Source organism: Comamonas sp. MYb21 (assembly GCF_037479395.1).
Classification (GTDB): domain Bacteria; phylum Pseudomonadota; class Gammaproteobacteria; order Burkholderiales; family Burkholderiaceae_C; genus Comamonas.
Window position 1 is genome coordinate 1 of sequence record NZ_JBBGZC010000022.1, and the last position, 13,218, is coordinate 13,218.

The window sequence follows — 13,218 nt, forward strand, 5'->3', positions numbered from 1 at the left end:
CAGGGCTATCGCCCATCGAGTTTGAACAGCGCCATTCCCAACGGCTCAAGAGTGTCTAGCCAAGTCGGGGCGATTCAGAGGCAAGATTGGCTCGTTCAACAGAGCACCACTTGCCGAGATGGGTGATTTCTTCGTGAACCGGAGCCTTGACCAAAACGCCTAACCTGCCTGCGATATCGGCCAGCGTCGAGTTGGATTAATTGGTTAGGCGCTCTTCGTGTCGGGTGCCAAGAGGTCCAATCTGAAAAGCAGCGCTCCACCCCCAAGACAAGGCCAGAGTTCCGAGCGCTATCCACTGCAAAAATACCTTTGAAAAATTCATGCTGTCCCCCCTCGGCGAGCATTATGGAGAGTGCGCGCCGAAGGAAACAAGGGAGGAATTACCGAGATACTCAACCAGCACTTAGCTGCCGCATCCCAGACGATCCTTGAACCCCTCGATACACGGCATCCCGCAACTCCGTCACAAACCGCCCCGACATGCCCTCGTACAAGGTATTCGTCAGGGCCACCGCCGTCAACCCTCGGGGCCGGTCCACCCACCAGGCATGGCCGTAAGCGCCGCCCCAGCGCCAGGTGCCTGGCGATTCAGGCGACTGCGCCAGCGCAGGATCGCGCAGCACCGAGAAACCCAAGCCAAACCCCAAGCCCGGGCCAGCCGCCAGATCTTGGCCCTGGGTTTGGTCGCGAGCCATCTCGGCGATCAGCTGCTCGGGCAGCCAGCCATCTTGGCCAGTGCGCAATGCTTCCAGCAGGCGCAGCACATCATCCGCTGTGCCGACCATGCCGGCGCCGCCGGAGGGAAAGGCGCCCGCATCCAAAGCGCGGGATGGGCTGTAGCGGATGCCCACCGTACCGTCAAAGGGGGCCACTACCTCGCCTTCCTGCAAGCGGTGGGGCACGGGGCCGCTGTTGACGTAAGGCGTTGCCAGGCGCGCGGCATCGCGGCAGACAAAGCCGGCATCGGCCATGCCCAAGGGCTGCGTGACCAGTGCTTCCACTACCAGCGGCAAGCGGGTGTTGCACACCGCTTCGACCAGGGCGCCCAGCACATCCACCGCCAAGGAGTAGCCCCAGCCGGTGCCGGGCTCGTAGAGCAGCGGCACGCTGGCGATGCGGCGCAGGTTCTCCTGCAGATCGATGCCGCTGGCATCCATGCCATCGGACACGCTGGCTTGGGCATACGGCCCTTGGTCGTCCGCCTCAAAAAAGCGGTAGCCCAGGCCGGCGGTGTGGCTCAGCAGCTGGCGCAGGCTGATGCGCGCCTCGCGCCCATCGGGCAAGCGGGGGCGAAAGACCGGCAGCCAGGTGGTGATGGGCTCGTCCAAGGCCAGACGCCCATCGGCGACCAGCCGCATCACCGCAGCGCTGACGACGGGCTTGCTGACGGAGGCCCAGCGAAACACGGTGTTCTCGGCCATCGCGGTGCGCGCCTCCCGGTCTGCCCAGCCTGCTGCGATGCGGCACAGCGCCTGGCCATGCCGGTAGACCAGCACCACGGCGCCCACCAGGCGCTGCTCGGCCAGAGCCCTATGCAACACATCGGCAACCGGCGCCCACGGCCCAGTCAAGCCAATAACTCCCTGCTGCACACCGCTGCCGGGTGCGCCAGAAACTGAAAAATCCATAGCATCGCTACCTTGGTTGGAACACAGCCATTAGCTTAGGCAGCCTGCGATCCCAGAAAAACCAGGATAGAGTTCCATACTTTCAGGACATTGATGTCCGCAATGGGCCCTGGCCATACGGGCCGAGTAACGCAGGTGAGAACCCATGGATAGCCTCAACGCATTTACGGTGTTTGTGCAGGTGGCAGAGACGCGCAGCTTTACGGCAGCGGGCCGGTTGCTGGGTATTTCTGCCTCGGCCGTGGGCAAGAGTGTGGCGCGGCTGGAAGACAAGCTGGGCGTGCGCCTGTTCCACCGCAGCACGCGCAGCATTACGCCGACGGCCGAAGGCCTGCTGCTGCTGGAGCGCAGCAGGCGCATCCTGGCGGAGATCGAGGCGGCGCAAACGGAGCTGTCGCAGGCCTCATCGGCACCCCGGGGCCGGCTGCGCGTGAGCCTGCCCTTGGTGAGCACCTTGGTGCTGCCGGTGTTGGCCGATTTCATGCGCGACTACCCCGATATCCAGCTGGACCTGGATTTTTCTGACCGCCTGGTGGATGTGGTGGAAGAAGGCTTTGATGCCGTGGTGCGCACCGGCGAGCCTGCCGATTCGCGCCTGGTGGCCCGCAAGCTTGGCCATTTCAAGATGCTGCTGGTAGCGTCGCCAGGCTACCTGGCCGCCCACGGCACCCCCCAGAAGGTGCAAGACCTGGCCTCTCACCGCTGCATGCATTTCCGCTGGCCCTACAGCGGCAAGCTGGAGGCCTGGCCGCTTCCCGCAGCGAACGATGGCGAGCCCGTCAACCTGCCAGTATCCATGGTCTGCAACAACATTGAAACCCGCGCTTGCTTTGCGTTGCAGGGGCGCGGCATCGCCTGCCTGCCGGACTTTGCCATCGGCGACGCGCTGGCCGATGGCAGGCTGGTGCAGGTCATGCCCGGGCTGGCCGAGCGCACAGGGGTGTTCCACATTCTGTGGCCTGCAGGCCGGCATGCATCACCCAAGGTCAGGGCGCTGGTGGACTATCTTTGCGCGCGGATGTTTGCGGCTGCGGATACGAAAACGCTGCCCGGCGGGGCAGGCCAACGGCACGCTTGATCGCTGATGCGCTGCGCAGCCTTTGCCCCGATCGCCCTCGCCTGCCCATGCCGATGCGCATGCGTTGCGCTGTGCTTATGCGGATACGGAGACAGACGCGTCCTGGCTCTGCAAATAGTCCAGCATCGCACGCAATTTAGGCGGTATGTGCGGCCCCGGGGCATGCAGGGCATAGGCCATGCGCGGGGCGTAGCTGCCGGCCAACTGCCAGTGGGGCAGCACCTGGACCAGGCGGCCATCCGTCAGATGGCTGCGCGCGACAAAATCGGCCATCAGCGCGATGCCAGAGGCAGCGCCGTGCTGCAAGGCATTGAGCAAGCCCTGGCTGCTGGCAATGGTGATGGGGGTGTTCAGCCGCAGCTTGGTGGCAACCGTATTGGGCGCATCGGCTGGCACCAGCTCCACCAGGTTTTGGAAGGGGCCGTAGCCCAGGCTCATGCAGGGGTGGGCGAGCAGATCCTGTGGTTGGGCGATCGCCTGCCGGGATTGCAGATAAGCGGGATGCGCCACCAGGACATAGCCCACGCGCTGCAGCGGCCGGGCCACCATGGCGGGCGGTAGCGCATCGGCCGCAGTGATGCGGATCGCCAGATCCAGCCCTTCGGCGGTCAGGTCGGCCATGGTGTCGCTCATGCTCAGTTGCACCTGCACGTCGGGAAAGCGCGCGCAAAAGCCGGGCAGCAGCGGTGCCAGCCACCAATCGCCAAACACCAAGGGGGCGTTGATGCGCAAGATGCCCTGCGGCTGCTGGCGGTGGGCCGTCGCACGCGATACCGCCTGCTCGGCGCTGTGCAGCATCAGCAGGCAATCGGCATGCACGGCCGCCCCCACCTCGGTCAGCGACAGAGACCGCGTCGTGCGGTGCAGCAGCTTGACGCCCAGTGCCGATTCCAGCCGGCCGACGCTGCGGCTGACAGCGCCGGTGGTGAGGCGCAACTGCCGCGCCGCACCCGCAAAGCTGTGCTGGGCGACAACCTGGACAAAGACCTGCATATCGGCAAGCGGGAGGGTATCGGGGCTCATGGCATCTCAGTGTTGATTTACAGACAATAATAAATTGAATCAAAGCCGTATTGTTTAATGATTGCGCATGCATGACCATCGGAGCCATTGACTCCAGCGAGATACCGCAATGCACTCCCCCAGCGCAGCAGCCATGCCCCAAGCGGCAGCCAACCCCACCCACAGCCGCAGCAGCGGCGGCACCTGGCGCATGGTCGCCGCCATGGTCTTGTCGGGAACGATTGGCCTGGCCGTCATCGAGAGCGGTTTGCCGGTGGAGCGCGTGGTGCTGCTGCGCTGCTTGCTTGGAGCACTGGGCCTGGGGCTGTGGCTATGGTGGCAGCGGGCCTGGGTGCGGCCGGACCGGCGGGCCTGGGCGGCGATGCTGATCGGCGGCCTGGCTTTGGTGGCCAACTGGGTGATGCTGTTCCACGCCTATGCCTATGTGGGGATTGCGATTGCCACGGTGGTCTACCATGTCCAGCCCTTCATGCTGGTGCTGGCCGCCGCCTTAGGGGGCGAGGCCATGGGCGGGCGCAAGCTGCTGTGGATGCTGCTGGCACTGGCGGGCGTGGTGCTGAGCAGTGGGCTGGGCAGCGAGGCCGCTGCCACCATCGCCGCGCAGGCGAGCGCGCCGGTCTGGGGCATTGTGCTGGCGCTGCTGGCCGCCGCCCTCTACACCGTGACGGTGGTCAGTACGCGGCGCGTCCAGGGCATTGCACCGGCGCAAATTGCCATGGTGCAGATGCTGGTGGGAGGCGCTGCACTGGCCCTGTGGTCGGCGCCGATGTTGATGCAGGTCGCGGGGCTCGGCGCCCAGCTACCATCGGCCAAGACGCTTGTCTGCGTGCTGGTCTTGGGCCTGCTGCACACCGCGCTGATGTACGGGCTGATGTATGGCGCCTTTCAGCGCCTGGGCCCGGCCGCCATTGCGATGCTGAGCTTTATCTACCCGGCAGTGGCCCTGGCCGTGGACCTGCTCTGGTTTGGCGCCCACCCCAGCACGTTCCAATGGTGGGGCATGGGCTTGATTGTGGCGGCGGTACTGGGCTTTCGCTGGCAGGATCTGCGGGGCAGAGAACGATCCATATAGATGCTTGCTTGGGGCTGAATCCAGACTCGTCCGATCCGCCGCACTGTCTTCGCCGGCAAGAGGTCAGGCTCGCTCTCAAACGACGCCTTTGGCCCCATCCCCATCCGCTGCCAGCTTACGGAGCAAGAGTTTTGCAGAGACTGGTGGGTACCGCCGGGTCCATATAGTTGGCTGTTCACTCCACCAGCCCCATCGGCAGCCAAGTCTTTTCATCCATGGCTTTTGAGGGTAATCAAGGTCTTTTTGACCTGCCCCCGGTAGGACAGCTCGTCGCCGTCATAGGCTGGCCGCTCCTTCCAGGTCTGGCGGGCTGGCGGTGCGTCTTCCGAGTAGGAGATGCGTTCAGTCTCCAGCCGTGATTTCTGGATATCCGACATCTTGGAGGGCTTGGCCTTTAGGTTGAGTTTCATGACCCGTTGATCCTGTTCAGTGCGGGGGTAGAGAGTCCGTATCGCGGGTATCTCATCGCCCCCGTCTTCATTCCGTAATGAAATAGATTTCGTGCAAGCGCTCTGCCACACGCCGCTCGGCCTGCAGGCGATAGCCTTTGGCTTTCCAGATATCGACCTCTACTGTGGTCTGATTTTTGGCAACCCGCCGCGTGTTTCTGGCACCCAGTCGGCCCAGATAGATGTCGTAAAACGTCTCCATCCCTACTCCTATAAAAAGGCAAGCGCCGATGCTGGCAGGCGGGCTGAGAATGGGAACATGCAGACCTCCGGCCTCGTGGGGCACACCAGGAAGGATTGCCTCGCCCCACGGTACTCCTTTTAATGACCTTAAACCGCACAACCCCAAAATCTCTTGCGGGCGCGGGCAATCCAACCGCCCGATTCCGTCCTGGCCTGGACGGAGGAGATTGCTTTTCGGCTTGTCGCACTTGGTTTTCTCGCCGCTCCATGCCCGGCAGAAACGGCTGATTGGAAAGCGCTAATCACCGCTGGAAATGCCGAGTTTGGCGGTGCATCCAACCGTGCTGAAAGCAAGAAATGCTGCTATGAGATCTCACCAAACGTCCATGGACTCGCATCTGCGCCCAGCTCCCGCGTAACCAGGCATTCCCTGCCTCCAGCCGTGGCCTGAACGCGGGCTTGCGCAATCCGCTCGCCCTCCTTGGGTGGAATAAAGCGGCACCCGCGGCCATGCCACAGCCCCGGGCTTTGCCGCCATCGCGGGATTATTGAAAATTATTGACCCGCATCAAATGCCACATCAACCGCATCTACCGCGATGCAGGCATTCATCATAAAAATATTTTATCCTCTGAGAACCGCTTCACCCCTATGGATATTCACTTAATTAAATTCCAGATAGCCATTTGATTGGAATTATCTAAACTAAGATATTCGTTACCGCAGTAATGCAAGAAATATGCATTTTTCTGCTGCGATTCTTTTTGCTTTGCGATATAAGTGGCGTGTCCGCATTTATTTTTGAGGAAATTTATGAGCTTGCTATCCAGAAATATGGCCTACGCCGCGTGTGTAATGGTGGGAGGGCTTGCAGCAGCCCCCGCTTGGGCGGCTGATTGCGTCAGCGGTATCAATACCGCCAATTGCAGCGTACCGGCAGGCTCGAGCTCGGTCGTGATCGAAGTCTGGGGCGCTGGGGGTGGATCGGGAGGCGGTGATGTTGGCATCGATGGCGGTGGTGGGGGTGGCGGTGGCGCCTATTGCAAGGGCAGCTTCAGCTTGGCCGCTGGCGCGGAGCTGACCATCAGCACGGGCACGGGTGGCACTAGCAGCGGCCTCGATGGCACAGCAGGTACAGCATCGACCGTCAGCTGGACGGGCGGCTCCATCAGCGCCGCCGGGGGCGAAGGCGCGACAGGATCGACTGGAGGCGCGGGCGGAGCGGCTTGCAGCGGTGCAGGATTGACCGGTTTCTCTGGCGGCGCAGGCGCAGCGGGCGCCCCTACGCCCTCCGTGGAAGGCGGCGGAGGCGGCGGCTCTGCGGGCTCCGCCGCCGATGGCCAGCCTGGCCTGGGCTATGTTGGCGGCATCGCCGTGGCCGATGGCGGCAGGGGCGGCAATGAAGAAGCCCCTGGCAGCGCGCCCGGCGGCGGCGGCGGCGGCAGCCGCGTGGGCATCGGCTTTGATGGCGGTGCCGGTCAAGTCAAGCTGAGCTTTGTCGCAGCTCCCGTGGCCAGCCCTACTGCCGTACCCACCCTTGGCCAGTGGAGTGTTCTTGCACTGAGCGGGACACTGGCCGTCGCCGGCTTGGCAGGTCTGGGCCGCCGCAAACGCCAGTAAATCCTGGACAGGAGGCAATGGGCAGCGCGGAGGCTGCCCTGCATCCTCGGTGTGGCGCTCGCCACGCTCTTGACAAAGAAATTTATCGAGCACCGTAGTGGGCAAGCAACTCAGCGCTCCGGACAAGCCAGTGGAGACGCCAGAATGCTGTCGATGCGCTTCAAGCCTCCGCCCTCGATGGGATGTGAGGAAGGCGAGGCCATACCTAAAACACCACTACGGTAGAGAGATGCTCTTCAATATTGACCTGAAAGCGATTCTGATTGCATTTGCCGTGAGTTACGGCGCAGTCACGCTGCTGCTGCAAAACATCACATTTGCGCTACTGACCGCGTTGTTGCCCGATACCGCCCTCTATGGATTCGCCCCACTTTTTCTCCTCGCGCTGTTCCTGCTGTTTACCCCCGTGCTCTCGGGCTATGTCGTGGCCAAGTTGGCTCGCAACCGGCCGCAACGCCATGTGTTGCTGAGCGCACTGCTGGGTGCCGCGTTGTATGCGATTTTCAGCAAATCTCATTCCCTGGTCTGGGCCTCTATCCCTTTGGTCTTGACCTGGCTGGGCCTCGCCCTCCTGGCCTGGAAGAACAAACGCCACTAGTTATGCACGCTTCAAGATGGCCTTGTTTTGCCAGAGGCCCCGCGCTCGGCATACACAATAGCCAGCCCCATCACCACCACGCCCACCATCTGCAGCGCTCCCAGTCTGTGGCCAAAATACTGCCAGTCCACCACGATCGCGATTGCCGGGTAGACAAACTGCAGCACCGCAATGCGCCCCGTCGGTAGCCGGGACATGCCGGTGTAGATCAAGGCATAGGCGGTGGCGGTATGCACCAGGCCCAAGGCAGCAAGCCATGCCCAGGAGGCACCCCAGGCCGGCCAGCCTTGCGTGGCGGGCGCCAGCCACAGCACGGCGCTGCCGACGGCGCATTGCCACCAGGCCAGCACACCGGCTGGCATAGCACGCAGGCGCCGCGCAATGACGGTGACCGCAGCGGTCAAAAATGCACCCAGCAAGCACATGCCCACACCCCACCAGTACTGCGGCTGGGCGCCCTGCTGCGATGCGGCCTGCTGCAAAACACCGGTGGCCAGCACCAGCCCGAGCATGGCCAGCGCGACTGCGGCCACCCTGTGCCTGCCCGGCTGCTCGCCCAGGCACAGCGCGCCGAGCAGCAACACCCACATCGGCTGCATATGGAACAGCACCACCGCTACCCCGGCGGAGATGCGCTCCATCGCCGCGAAGAACAGCACCCAGCCGAGCACCATCAAGGCGCTGGCCAGCAGCACCCAGCCCGCCGTGCTGCGCGCCAGCCGCAAAGCATGCAGCTGCCGGCGCCACAGCAGCCAGGCCGTCAGCCCCAAAAGCCCGAATGCGCAGCGGAACCAAGTCGCCGTCAGCGCCCCGGCCTGGGCCATGTGTACAAAAATGCCGATGCTGCCCAGCAGCGCACTGCCCAGCACAAAGGGCAGCAGGCCGCCGAAGGCCTCGCCTGTCGTGGCAGATGCCGTGCGTGACGATGGGTCCATGTTTGCAGCGGTCATGCGCGCTGGCTGGGATATTGGCTCATGGCCGCCAGTGTGCTGCGCGGGCAACTTATCGAAAAGCGCATAATTCATGCATCAGCTATTCGTTCATCGAAACCTCATGCCCGCAAGCTCGCAAGACCTTCAGATGGATTGGCTCAAATGCTTTGTCGCGGTGGTCGATACCGGATCGCTCTCGGGCGCAGCCGGCGAGGTGCACCGCTCCCAGTCTGCGGTCAGCATGCAGCTCAAAAAACTGGAGGCGGCTGTCGGCCACTGCCTGCTCGAGCGCGACAGCCGCAGCCAGCAACTCACCGCCGAAGGCCAGCGGCTGCTGGGCTATGCGCGGCGCATTCTGGATCTGCACAGCGAGGCACAGTTTGCGCTGCAGGGCGATGCACTGAGCGGCAGCGTGCACCTGGGGGTGCCCGACGACTATGCGGCCAGGTACCTCACGCCCGTGCTCAGGCGCTTTGCCCCCCGCCACAGCGGCGTGGAGATCGTGCTCAGCTGCGAGCAATCGACCGCACTGATTCCCCGTGTGGCAGCTGGCGACCTGGATCTGGCGCTGGTGTCGCGCGACCACGCACGCCGGGGCACCCTGCTCTTTCATGAGCCCATGGTCTGGGTCGGCTCCGAGCACTTTGCGCTGTGGCGGCGGGACCCGCTGCCCATCGCGGTGTATGAAGAAGCCAGCCTGGCACGACGCGGCGCGCTGCACTCGCTGGCCCTGCAAGGGCGCCAGCACCGCGTGGTCTACAACAGCTCCAGCCTGGCCGGGCAGATTGCGGCGGTGGAGAGTGGCCTGGCCGTTGCGGCACTGACCCAGTGCAGCGCCCCGCCCCATCTGCAGGTGCTGGGCAGCAAGCATGGGCTGGGCCCCTTGGCACCGATGGAGGTCGCCGTCTACCGCAGCAAGGAATCACGGCGCTCCAAGGCGGTAGACAGCTTGTACCAGCTGCTGGTGCATACGCTGAGGCAGGCGCAAGGGCCGGCGTAGTCCCAGCCAAGTGCCGTGGCGAGCGATGAATTTGGAATTCATATAAAATTCATGAATTATTCAAACCCCCTGCTATGCCTAGCCCCTCACCCCAGCCTTTGAACGATCTGCAGCAGGCCATCGAGCGCGCGCTGGCCGGTGGCCCGCGCTCTGGACAGCAGCTGGTAGAGGCGCTGGGCATCAGCCAGCCAACGCTGTCCCGAGCTATTCGCGAACTATCGGCCCGCGTCACCATGTTCCGCGAGCCGGGCCAGCGCACGCCCCAGTACGCCTTGCTGCGCAAGCTGCCATTGGGGCTCAAGCCGCGCCAGCGCGTGTACCGCTTTCTCTCCAGCGGCCACATCGTTCCCTATGCGGATCTTGAATTTCTCGTGGGTGGCGGCACGCTCGAGCGTGGGGATGCGAGCGCCATTCGTCTCTACGAAGGCCTGCCCCCCTATATGCTGTTTGCTGCGCCATCGGGGTTTCTGGGCCGGCAGCTCGCACAAACGGCCGCCCTGCAGCAGCCCTTCCCCGCCAGCTTGCGCGACTGGAGCGACGACCACCGCATTGCGTTTCTGTTCACCCAAGGGATGAATCTGCCGGGCAACCTGATCTTTGGCGATATCCCTTTGCAGCGGGAAATGGATTTGCTGCGCCAGCCCCGTCCAGAGGCGCAAGACAAGCTCGACGTGTATGTCGCGCTGGCGCAGCAGCTCAAGAACGAATCCTATGGCTCAAGCGCCGGCGGCGAGCAGCCCAAGTTTCTTTGGGTGGCCGAAGACACGGGATCGGTGATCGTCAAGTTCGCGCGCAGCGGCAGCCGCATGGCAGAGCTTCTGCCGCTTGAGCACCTGGCGCTGGCATCATTGGCCAACGTGGGTGTGCCCACCGCCAAGACCCAGCTGCTGGCGCGCGGCGAGTTTGTGTTTTTGGAAGTGCAGCGCTTTGACCGCGTTGGCAAGCAAGGGCGCCTGGGCATGCTCTCGGCCGGCGCCGTCGACGACGAGTTCTTTGGTGCGCGCGATACCTGGCCCGAGTTCGCCGCACGCTGCGTGAACGCAGACTACTTCAGCCCCCAGCATGCCGAGCATGTGGCCGTGATGGCCGCGTTCAGCGAGCTCATTGGCAATACCGACCGGCATTTCGAGAACATTTCGCTGCTGATTGGCGACGACGGCGAGTATCTGGGCATTGCCCCGGCCTACGACATCCTGCCGATGCGCTACGCCTCCATCGGCGGCGGGCTGGACCCCGAGCTGGTACCGATCGAGCCCAAGGTCAGCACCATTGGCGCCATCCCCAAGGTGTGGAGCCTGGCCGCACGTGCGGCCGATGCCTTCTGGGAAGCGGCCAGCGATGCCCAGCTGGCAGCACCGACCTCTGCGGCCATGCGGGCGCTGGCGCTGCGTAACCGCGAGGTCGCGCGGGCGTTTGCAGCGCCGCTGTTGCCGTCGCCATAAGTAAGTTCAGAGGCTCTGGCGCAGCCACCTCTTGCCCAGGCAAGCCTTACTGCACCTCTGCCTTCTGCTCCACCCGCCCAAACCGCTCATAAATCGACTGCCCCCCCGATAGCAGATCGGTCTGGATCGCTACGCGCGCGGCATGCGGGTCGTTGCGGCGCAGGGCTTCGACAACGGGGTAGTGGTGGTCGATCATGCTGCGGCCTCCTTCGCTGTAGCTCTGGGCGATCAGCGGGCCCATCTTGAGCCACAGGCCGTACAAGATATCGGACAGCAGCGGCATGCGGGCCAGCTGGCACAGCGCAAAGTGAAAATCCTGGTTCAGCGCAATCGCCTGGGCAATATCACCGCGCCGCACCGCGTCCTCGTTGTGCTGCACCTGCTCGGCCAGGCGCTGCACTTCGTCAGGCGTGGCGCGCAGGGCGGCCTGGCTGGCGGCCATGCCTTCGAGTTCCACGCGGATGTTGCGGATCTCCAGGTACTCGTCCAAGGTCAGGCGCCGCACGCGTATATCGCGGGGGCTGAGCATCACCAGCACGCCGTGCTGCACCAGGCGCAGGATGGCATCGCGCACGGGCGTCACGCTGGTGCCCATTTGCGCGGCCAGCTCGCGGATCTTGAGACGCTCGCCTGGCAGCAACTGCCCTTTGACCAGCGCCTGCGCCAGCTGGGCATAGATCTGGTCGCCCTTGCTCTCGGTGTTGACGCTCTCGAACCTGTCTGCCATCTGCCATTGCTCCTCGCGATTCTTGTTGTGATGCAGGTCTGCCAAGGCGGTGCTGACCGCCATGCCATGCAGCAAGATGCATCATAAGCCTTCATAGCCGCATGCAGGTTTACCCCGATGCTATTGAGCAAAGTTGCTGTTTAAATCTCTTCACCCCATTTTTGATGCATCAAACATCAAATTAAGCAAAACGCTGCCTTGACCGGACTGATCGCCCTCTGCGCCAGTGCTGTCCAAGCAGCGCGCCCTTGCACCACCGGCCGCCGCATTCCATGAACAGCTCCCCTTTTGCCCCTACCGCCTTTGCCGAACCGAATGAATCGGACGCCTTGGCGCAAGCCAGCCAGGCCTTTTTGACGGCCGTGCCCCAGGTCAGCGCTGAACAGGCGCAGGCATTGGCCTGGGAAGCCTATGGCATCCAAGGCAATGCGCAACCCCTGTCCGGAGAGCGGGACCGCAACTTTCTGGTCCGCACAGCCGATGGCAGCGCCGTGACCCTCAAGTTCATCAGCGCGGCCGAATCCTTGGCAGAAACAGAGATGCAGATAGCGGTGCTCAAGCACCTGGCAGACCGCTGCGCCGTGCCGGTGCCACTGCACCATCCGCTGCGACTGCCCACCGCTACCCAAGCCAGCGCCAGCGCCCACACCCGCCCCCCCACCGGCCACGAAACCGGCCACGAAACCAGCCCCGATTGGCTGGACTGGCGCAGCCAGGCGGGCGAGCATTTGCGGGTGCGCTGCTACAGCTTTCTCGATGGCAAGGCGGGCGGTGACCTGCAGCGCAGTGCCACCGCCTGGCAGGCCTGGGGCTTGGCGATTGCCCAGTTGCATGGGGCCTTGGCAGACTTTGCCCACCCGGCCACCGAGCGCCCCTTTTTATGGGATGCACGCCGCGCACCGCTGCTGCGCCCCTGGCTGGAGGTGGTGGGCGATGCGCAACTGCGCGCGCAGATTGCAGCGTTCTGGGCCGTGTTTGAGCAGCGGCTGGCACAGCTGGGCCCGCAGCTGCCCACGCAGACCATCCACAACGACCTCTCGCCCAGCAACCTGCTGGCGAGCGACGACGGCCTGGGCATTGCCGGCGTGCTGGATTTTGGCGACATGCTGCTGGCTCCGCGCGTGGCCGATCTCGCGATTGCCGCCTCTTACCAAATGCCGCTGACCGATGCACCCGATGCCGCGCTGGCCGCCATGCTGGCCGGCTATGAAAGCCTGCTGCCACTGACGGCTGCTGAGCATGCGCTGCTGCCCGACCTGATCCTGGCGCGGCTCACGCAGCGCATGGTGATTACTGCCTGGCGCGCCCGCCTCTACCCCGACAACCGCGTCTATATCCTGCGCAGCCAGGCCACGGCCACGGCCTTGTTCCGCCGCATGATTGGCGGCTGGCTGCAAGCCCATGGCGCGCAGGCCGACCACCGTGCCGACACCCACCCCACCGCCGCCTGACCCCACCTGGAGCAC

13 protein-coding genes are annotated in these 13,218 nt (G+C 64.0%); 7 read left to right on the forward strand and 6 right to left on the reverse strand.

The window, feature by feature from the left end:
* Positions 1-392 precede the first annotated feature (392 nt).
* The gene (locus tag WH367_RS23785; protein ID WP_339537934.1) at positions 393-1,628 is read right to left on the reverse strand and encodes a serine hydrolase domain-containing protein; all 1,236 of its coding nucleotides are present in this window, start codon (positions 1,626-1,628) and stop codon (positions 393-395) included.
* A gap of 145 nt (positions 1,629-1,773) precedes the next feature.
* Between WH367_RS23785 and WH367_RS23790 the strand changes: the two genes are divergently transcribed.
* Complete coding sequence (locus WH367_RS23790) at positions 1,774-2,706, forward strand: LysR family transcriptional regulator (RefSeq protein ID WP_339537935.1); 933 nt, start codon at positions 1,774-1,776, stop codon at positions 2,704-2,706.
* 75 nt (positions 2,707-2,781) lie between these two features.
* On the opposite strand, the gene WH367_RS23795 is transcribed toward WH367_RS23790, so the two are convergent.
* Complete coding sequence (locus tag WH367_RS23795) at positions 2,782-3,729, reverse strand: LysR family transcriptional regulator (protein WP_339537936.1); 948 nt, start codon at positions 3,727-3,729, stop codon at positions 2,782-2,784.
* Between the two features lie 109 nt (positions 3,730-3,838).
* Here WH367_RS23795 and WH367_RS23800 point away from each other — a divergent pair, with 109 nt between their 5' ends.
* Positions 3,839-4,801 (forward strand): DMT family transporter, encoded by a 963-nt coding sequence (locus WH367_RS23800; protein ID WP_339519417.1) that lies wholly within the window; start codon positions 3,839-3,841, stop codon positions 4,799-4,801.
* A gap of 209 nt (positions 4,802-5,010) precedes the next feature.
* Here the strand turns inward: WH367_RS23800 and WH367_RS23805 are convergent, their stop codons facing one another.
* Both WH367_RS23805 and WH367_RS23810 read right to left on the reverse strand, forming a co-directional pair.
* Positions 5,011-5,211, reverse strand: a complete 201-nt coding sequence (locus tag WH367_RS23805) for a hypothetical protein (protein ID WP_312988968.1) — start codon at positions 5,209-5,211, stop codon at positions 5,011-5,013.
* A 67-nt stretch (positions 5,212-5,278) separates the two neighbouring features.
* Positions 5,279-5,452 carry a hypothetical protein gene (locus tag WH367_RS23810; RefSeq protein WP_339519415.1) on the reverse strand — a complete coding sequence of 58 codons (174 nt, stop codon included), beginning with the start codon at positions 5,450-5,452 and terminating at the stop codon, positions 5,279-5,281.
* An 836-nt stretch (positions 5,453-6,288) separates the two neighbouring features.
* Here WH367_RS23810 and WH367_RS23815 point away from each other — a divergent pair.
* The gene (locus tag WH367_RS23815; RefSeq protein ID WP_445228152.1) at positions 6,289-7,053 is read left to right on the forward strand and encodes an IPTL-CTERM sorting domain-containing protein; all 765 of its coding nucleotides are present in this window, start codon (positions 6,289-6,291) and stop codon (positions 7,051-7,053) included.
* A gap of 229 nt (positions 7,054-7,282) precedes the next feature.
* The gene (locus tag WH367_RS23820) at positions 7,283-7,651 is read left to right on the forward strand and encodes a hypothetical protein (protein ID WP_339537938.1); all 369 of its coding nucleotides are present in this window, start codon (positions 7,283-7,285) and stop codon (positions 7,649-7,651) included.
* A gap of 11 nt (positions 7,652-7,662) precedes the next feature.
* Here the strand turns inward: WH367_RS23820 and WH367_RS23825 are convergent, their stop codons facing one another.
* Positions 7,663-8,601, reverse strand: coding sequence for a DMT family transporter (locus WH367_RS23825; RefSeq protein ID WP_445228153.1), 939 nt, complete (start codon positions 8,599-8,601; stop codon positions 7,663-7,665).
* Between the two features lie 130 nt (positions 8,602-8,731).
* Here WH367_RS23825 and WH367_RS23830 point away from each other — a divergent pair, with 130 nt between their 5' ends.
* Positions 8,732-9,583 (forward strand): LysR family transcriptional regulator, encoded by an 852-nt coding sequence (locus WH367_RS23830; protein ID WP_339537940.1) that lies wholly within the window; start codon positions 8,732-8,734, stop codon positions 9,581-9,583.
* Between the two features lie 74 nt (positions 9,584-9,657).
* Positions 9,658-11,025 carry a HipA domain-containing protein gene (locus WH367_RS23835; protein WP_339537941.1) on the forward strand — a complete coding sequence of 456 codons (1,368 nt, stop codon included), beginning with the start codon at positions 9,658-9,660 and terminating at the stop codon, positions 11,023-11,025.
* Between the two features lie 46 nt (positions 11,026-11,071).
* Here the strand turns inward: WH367_RS23835 and WH367_RS23840 are convergent, their stop codons facing one another.
* Positions 11,072-11,815 (reverse strand): GntR family transcriptional regulator, encoded by a 744-nt coding sequence (locus WH367_RS23840; RefSeq protein WP_339537942.1) that lies wholly within the window; start codon positions 11,813-11,815, stop codon positions 11,072-11,074.
* Between the two features lie 209 nt (positions 11,816-12,024).
* On the opposite strand from WH367_RS23840, the gene WH367_RS23845 reads away from it, so the two are divergent.
* Complete coding sequence (locus tag WH367_RS23845; protein WP_339537943.1) at positions 12,025-13,203, forward strand: phosphotransferase; 1,179 nt, start codon at positions 12,025-12,027, stop codon at positions 13,201-13,203.
* Positions 13,204-13,218: the final 15 nt, after the last annotated feature.

What these genes read in the sequence shown, in the direction of transcription:
- WH367_RS23805 (WP_312988968.1), bottom strand. Translation starts at nt 5,211, where the DNA reads ATGAAACTCAACCTAAAGGCCAAGCCCTCCAAGATGTCGGATATCCAG.
- WH367_RS23815 (WP_445228152.1), top strand. Translation starts at nt 6,289, where the DNA reads ATGGTGGGAGGGCTTGCAGCAGCCCCCGCTTGGGCGGCTGATTGCGTC.
- WH367_RS23835 (WP_339537941.1), top strand. Translation starts at nt 9,658, where the DNA reads ATGCCTAGCCCCTCACCCCAGCCTTTGAACGATCTGCAGCAGGCCATC.
- WH367_RS23785 (WP_339537934.1), bottom strand. Translation starts at nt 1,628, where the DNA reads ATGGATTTTTCAGTTTCTGGCGCACCCGGCAGCGGTGTGCAGCAGGGA.
- WH367_RS23790 (WP_339537935.1), top strand. Translation starts at nt 1,774, where the DNA reads ATGGATAGCCTCAACGCATTTACGGTGTTTGTGCAGGTGGCAGAGACG.
- WH367_RS23840 (WP_339537942.1), bottom strand. Translation starts at nt 11,815, where the DNA reads ATGGCGGTCAGCACCGCCTTGGCAGACCTGCATCACAACAAGAATCGC.
- WH367_RS23795 (WP_339537936.1), bottom strand. Translation starts at nt 3,729, where the DNA reads ATGAGCCCCGATACCCTCCCGCTTGCCGATATGCAGGTCTTTGTCCAG.
- WH367_RS23845 (WP_339537943.1), top strand. Translation starts at nt 12,025, where the DNA reads ATGAACAGCTCCCCTTTTGCCCCTACCGCCTTTGCCGAACCGAATGAA.
- WH367_RS23810 (WP_339519415.1), bottom strand. Translation starts at nt 5,452, where the DNA reads ATGGAGACGTTTTACGACATCTATCTGGGCCGACTGGGTGCCAGAAAC.
- WH367_RS23800 (WP_339519417.1), top strand. Translation starts at nt 3,839, where the DNA reads ATGCACTCCCCCAGCGCAGCAGCCATGCCCCAAGCGGCAGCCAACCCC.
- WH367_RS23830 (WP_339537940.1), top strand. Translation starts at nt 8,732, where the DNA reads ATGGATTGGCTCAAATGCTTTGTCGCGGTGGTCGATACCGGATCGCTC.
- WH367_RS23825 (WP_445228153.1), bottom strand. Translation starts at nt 8,601, where the DNA reads ATGACCGCTGCAAACATGGACCCATCGTCACGCACGGCATCTGCCACG.
- WH367_RS23820 (WP_339537938.1), top strand. Translation starts at nt 7,283, where the DNA reads ATGCTCTTCAATATTGACCTGAAAGCGATTCTGATTGCATTTGCCGTG.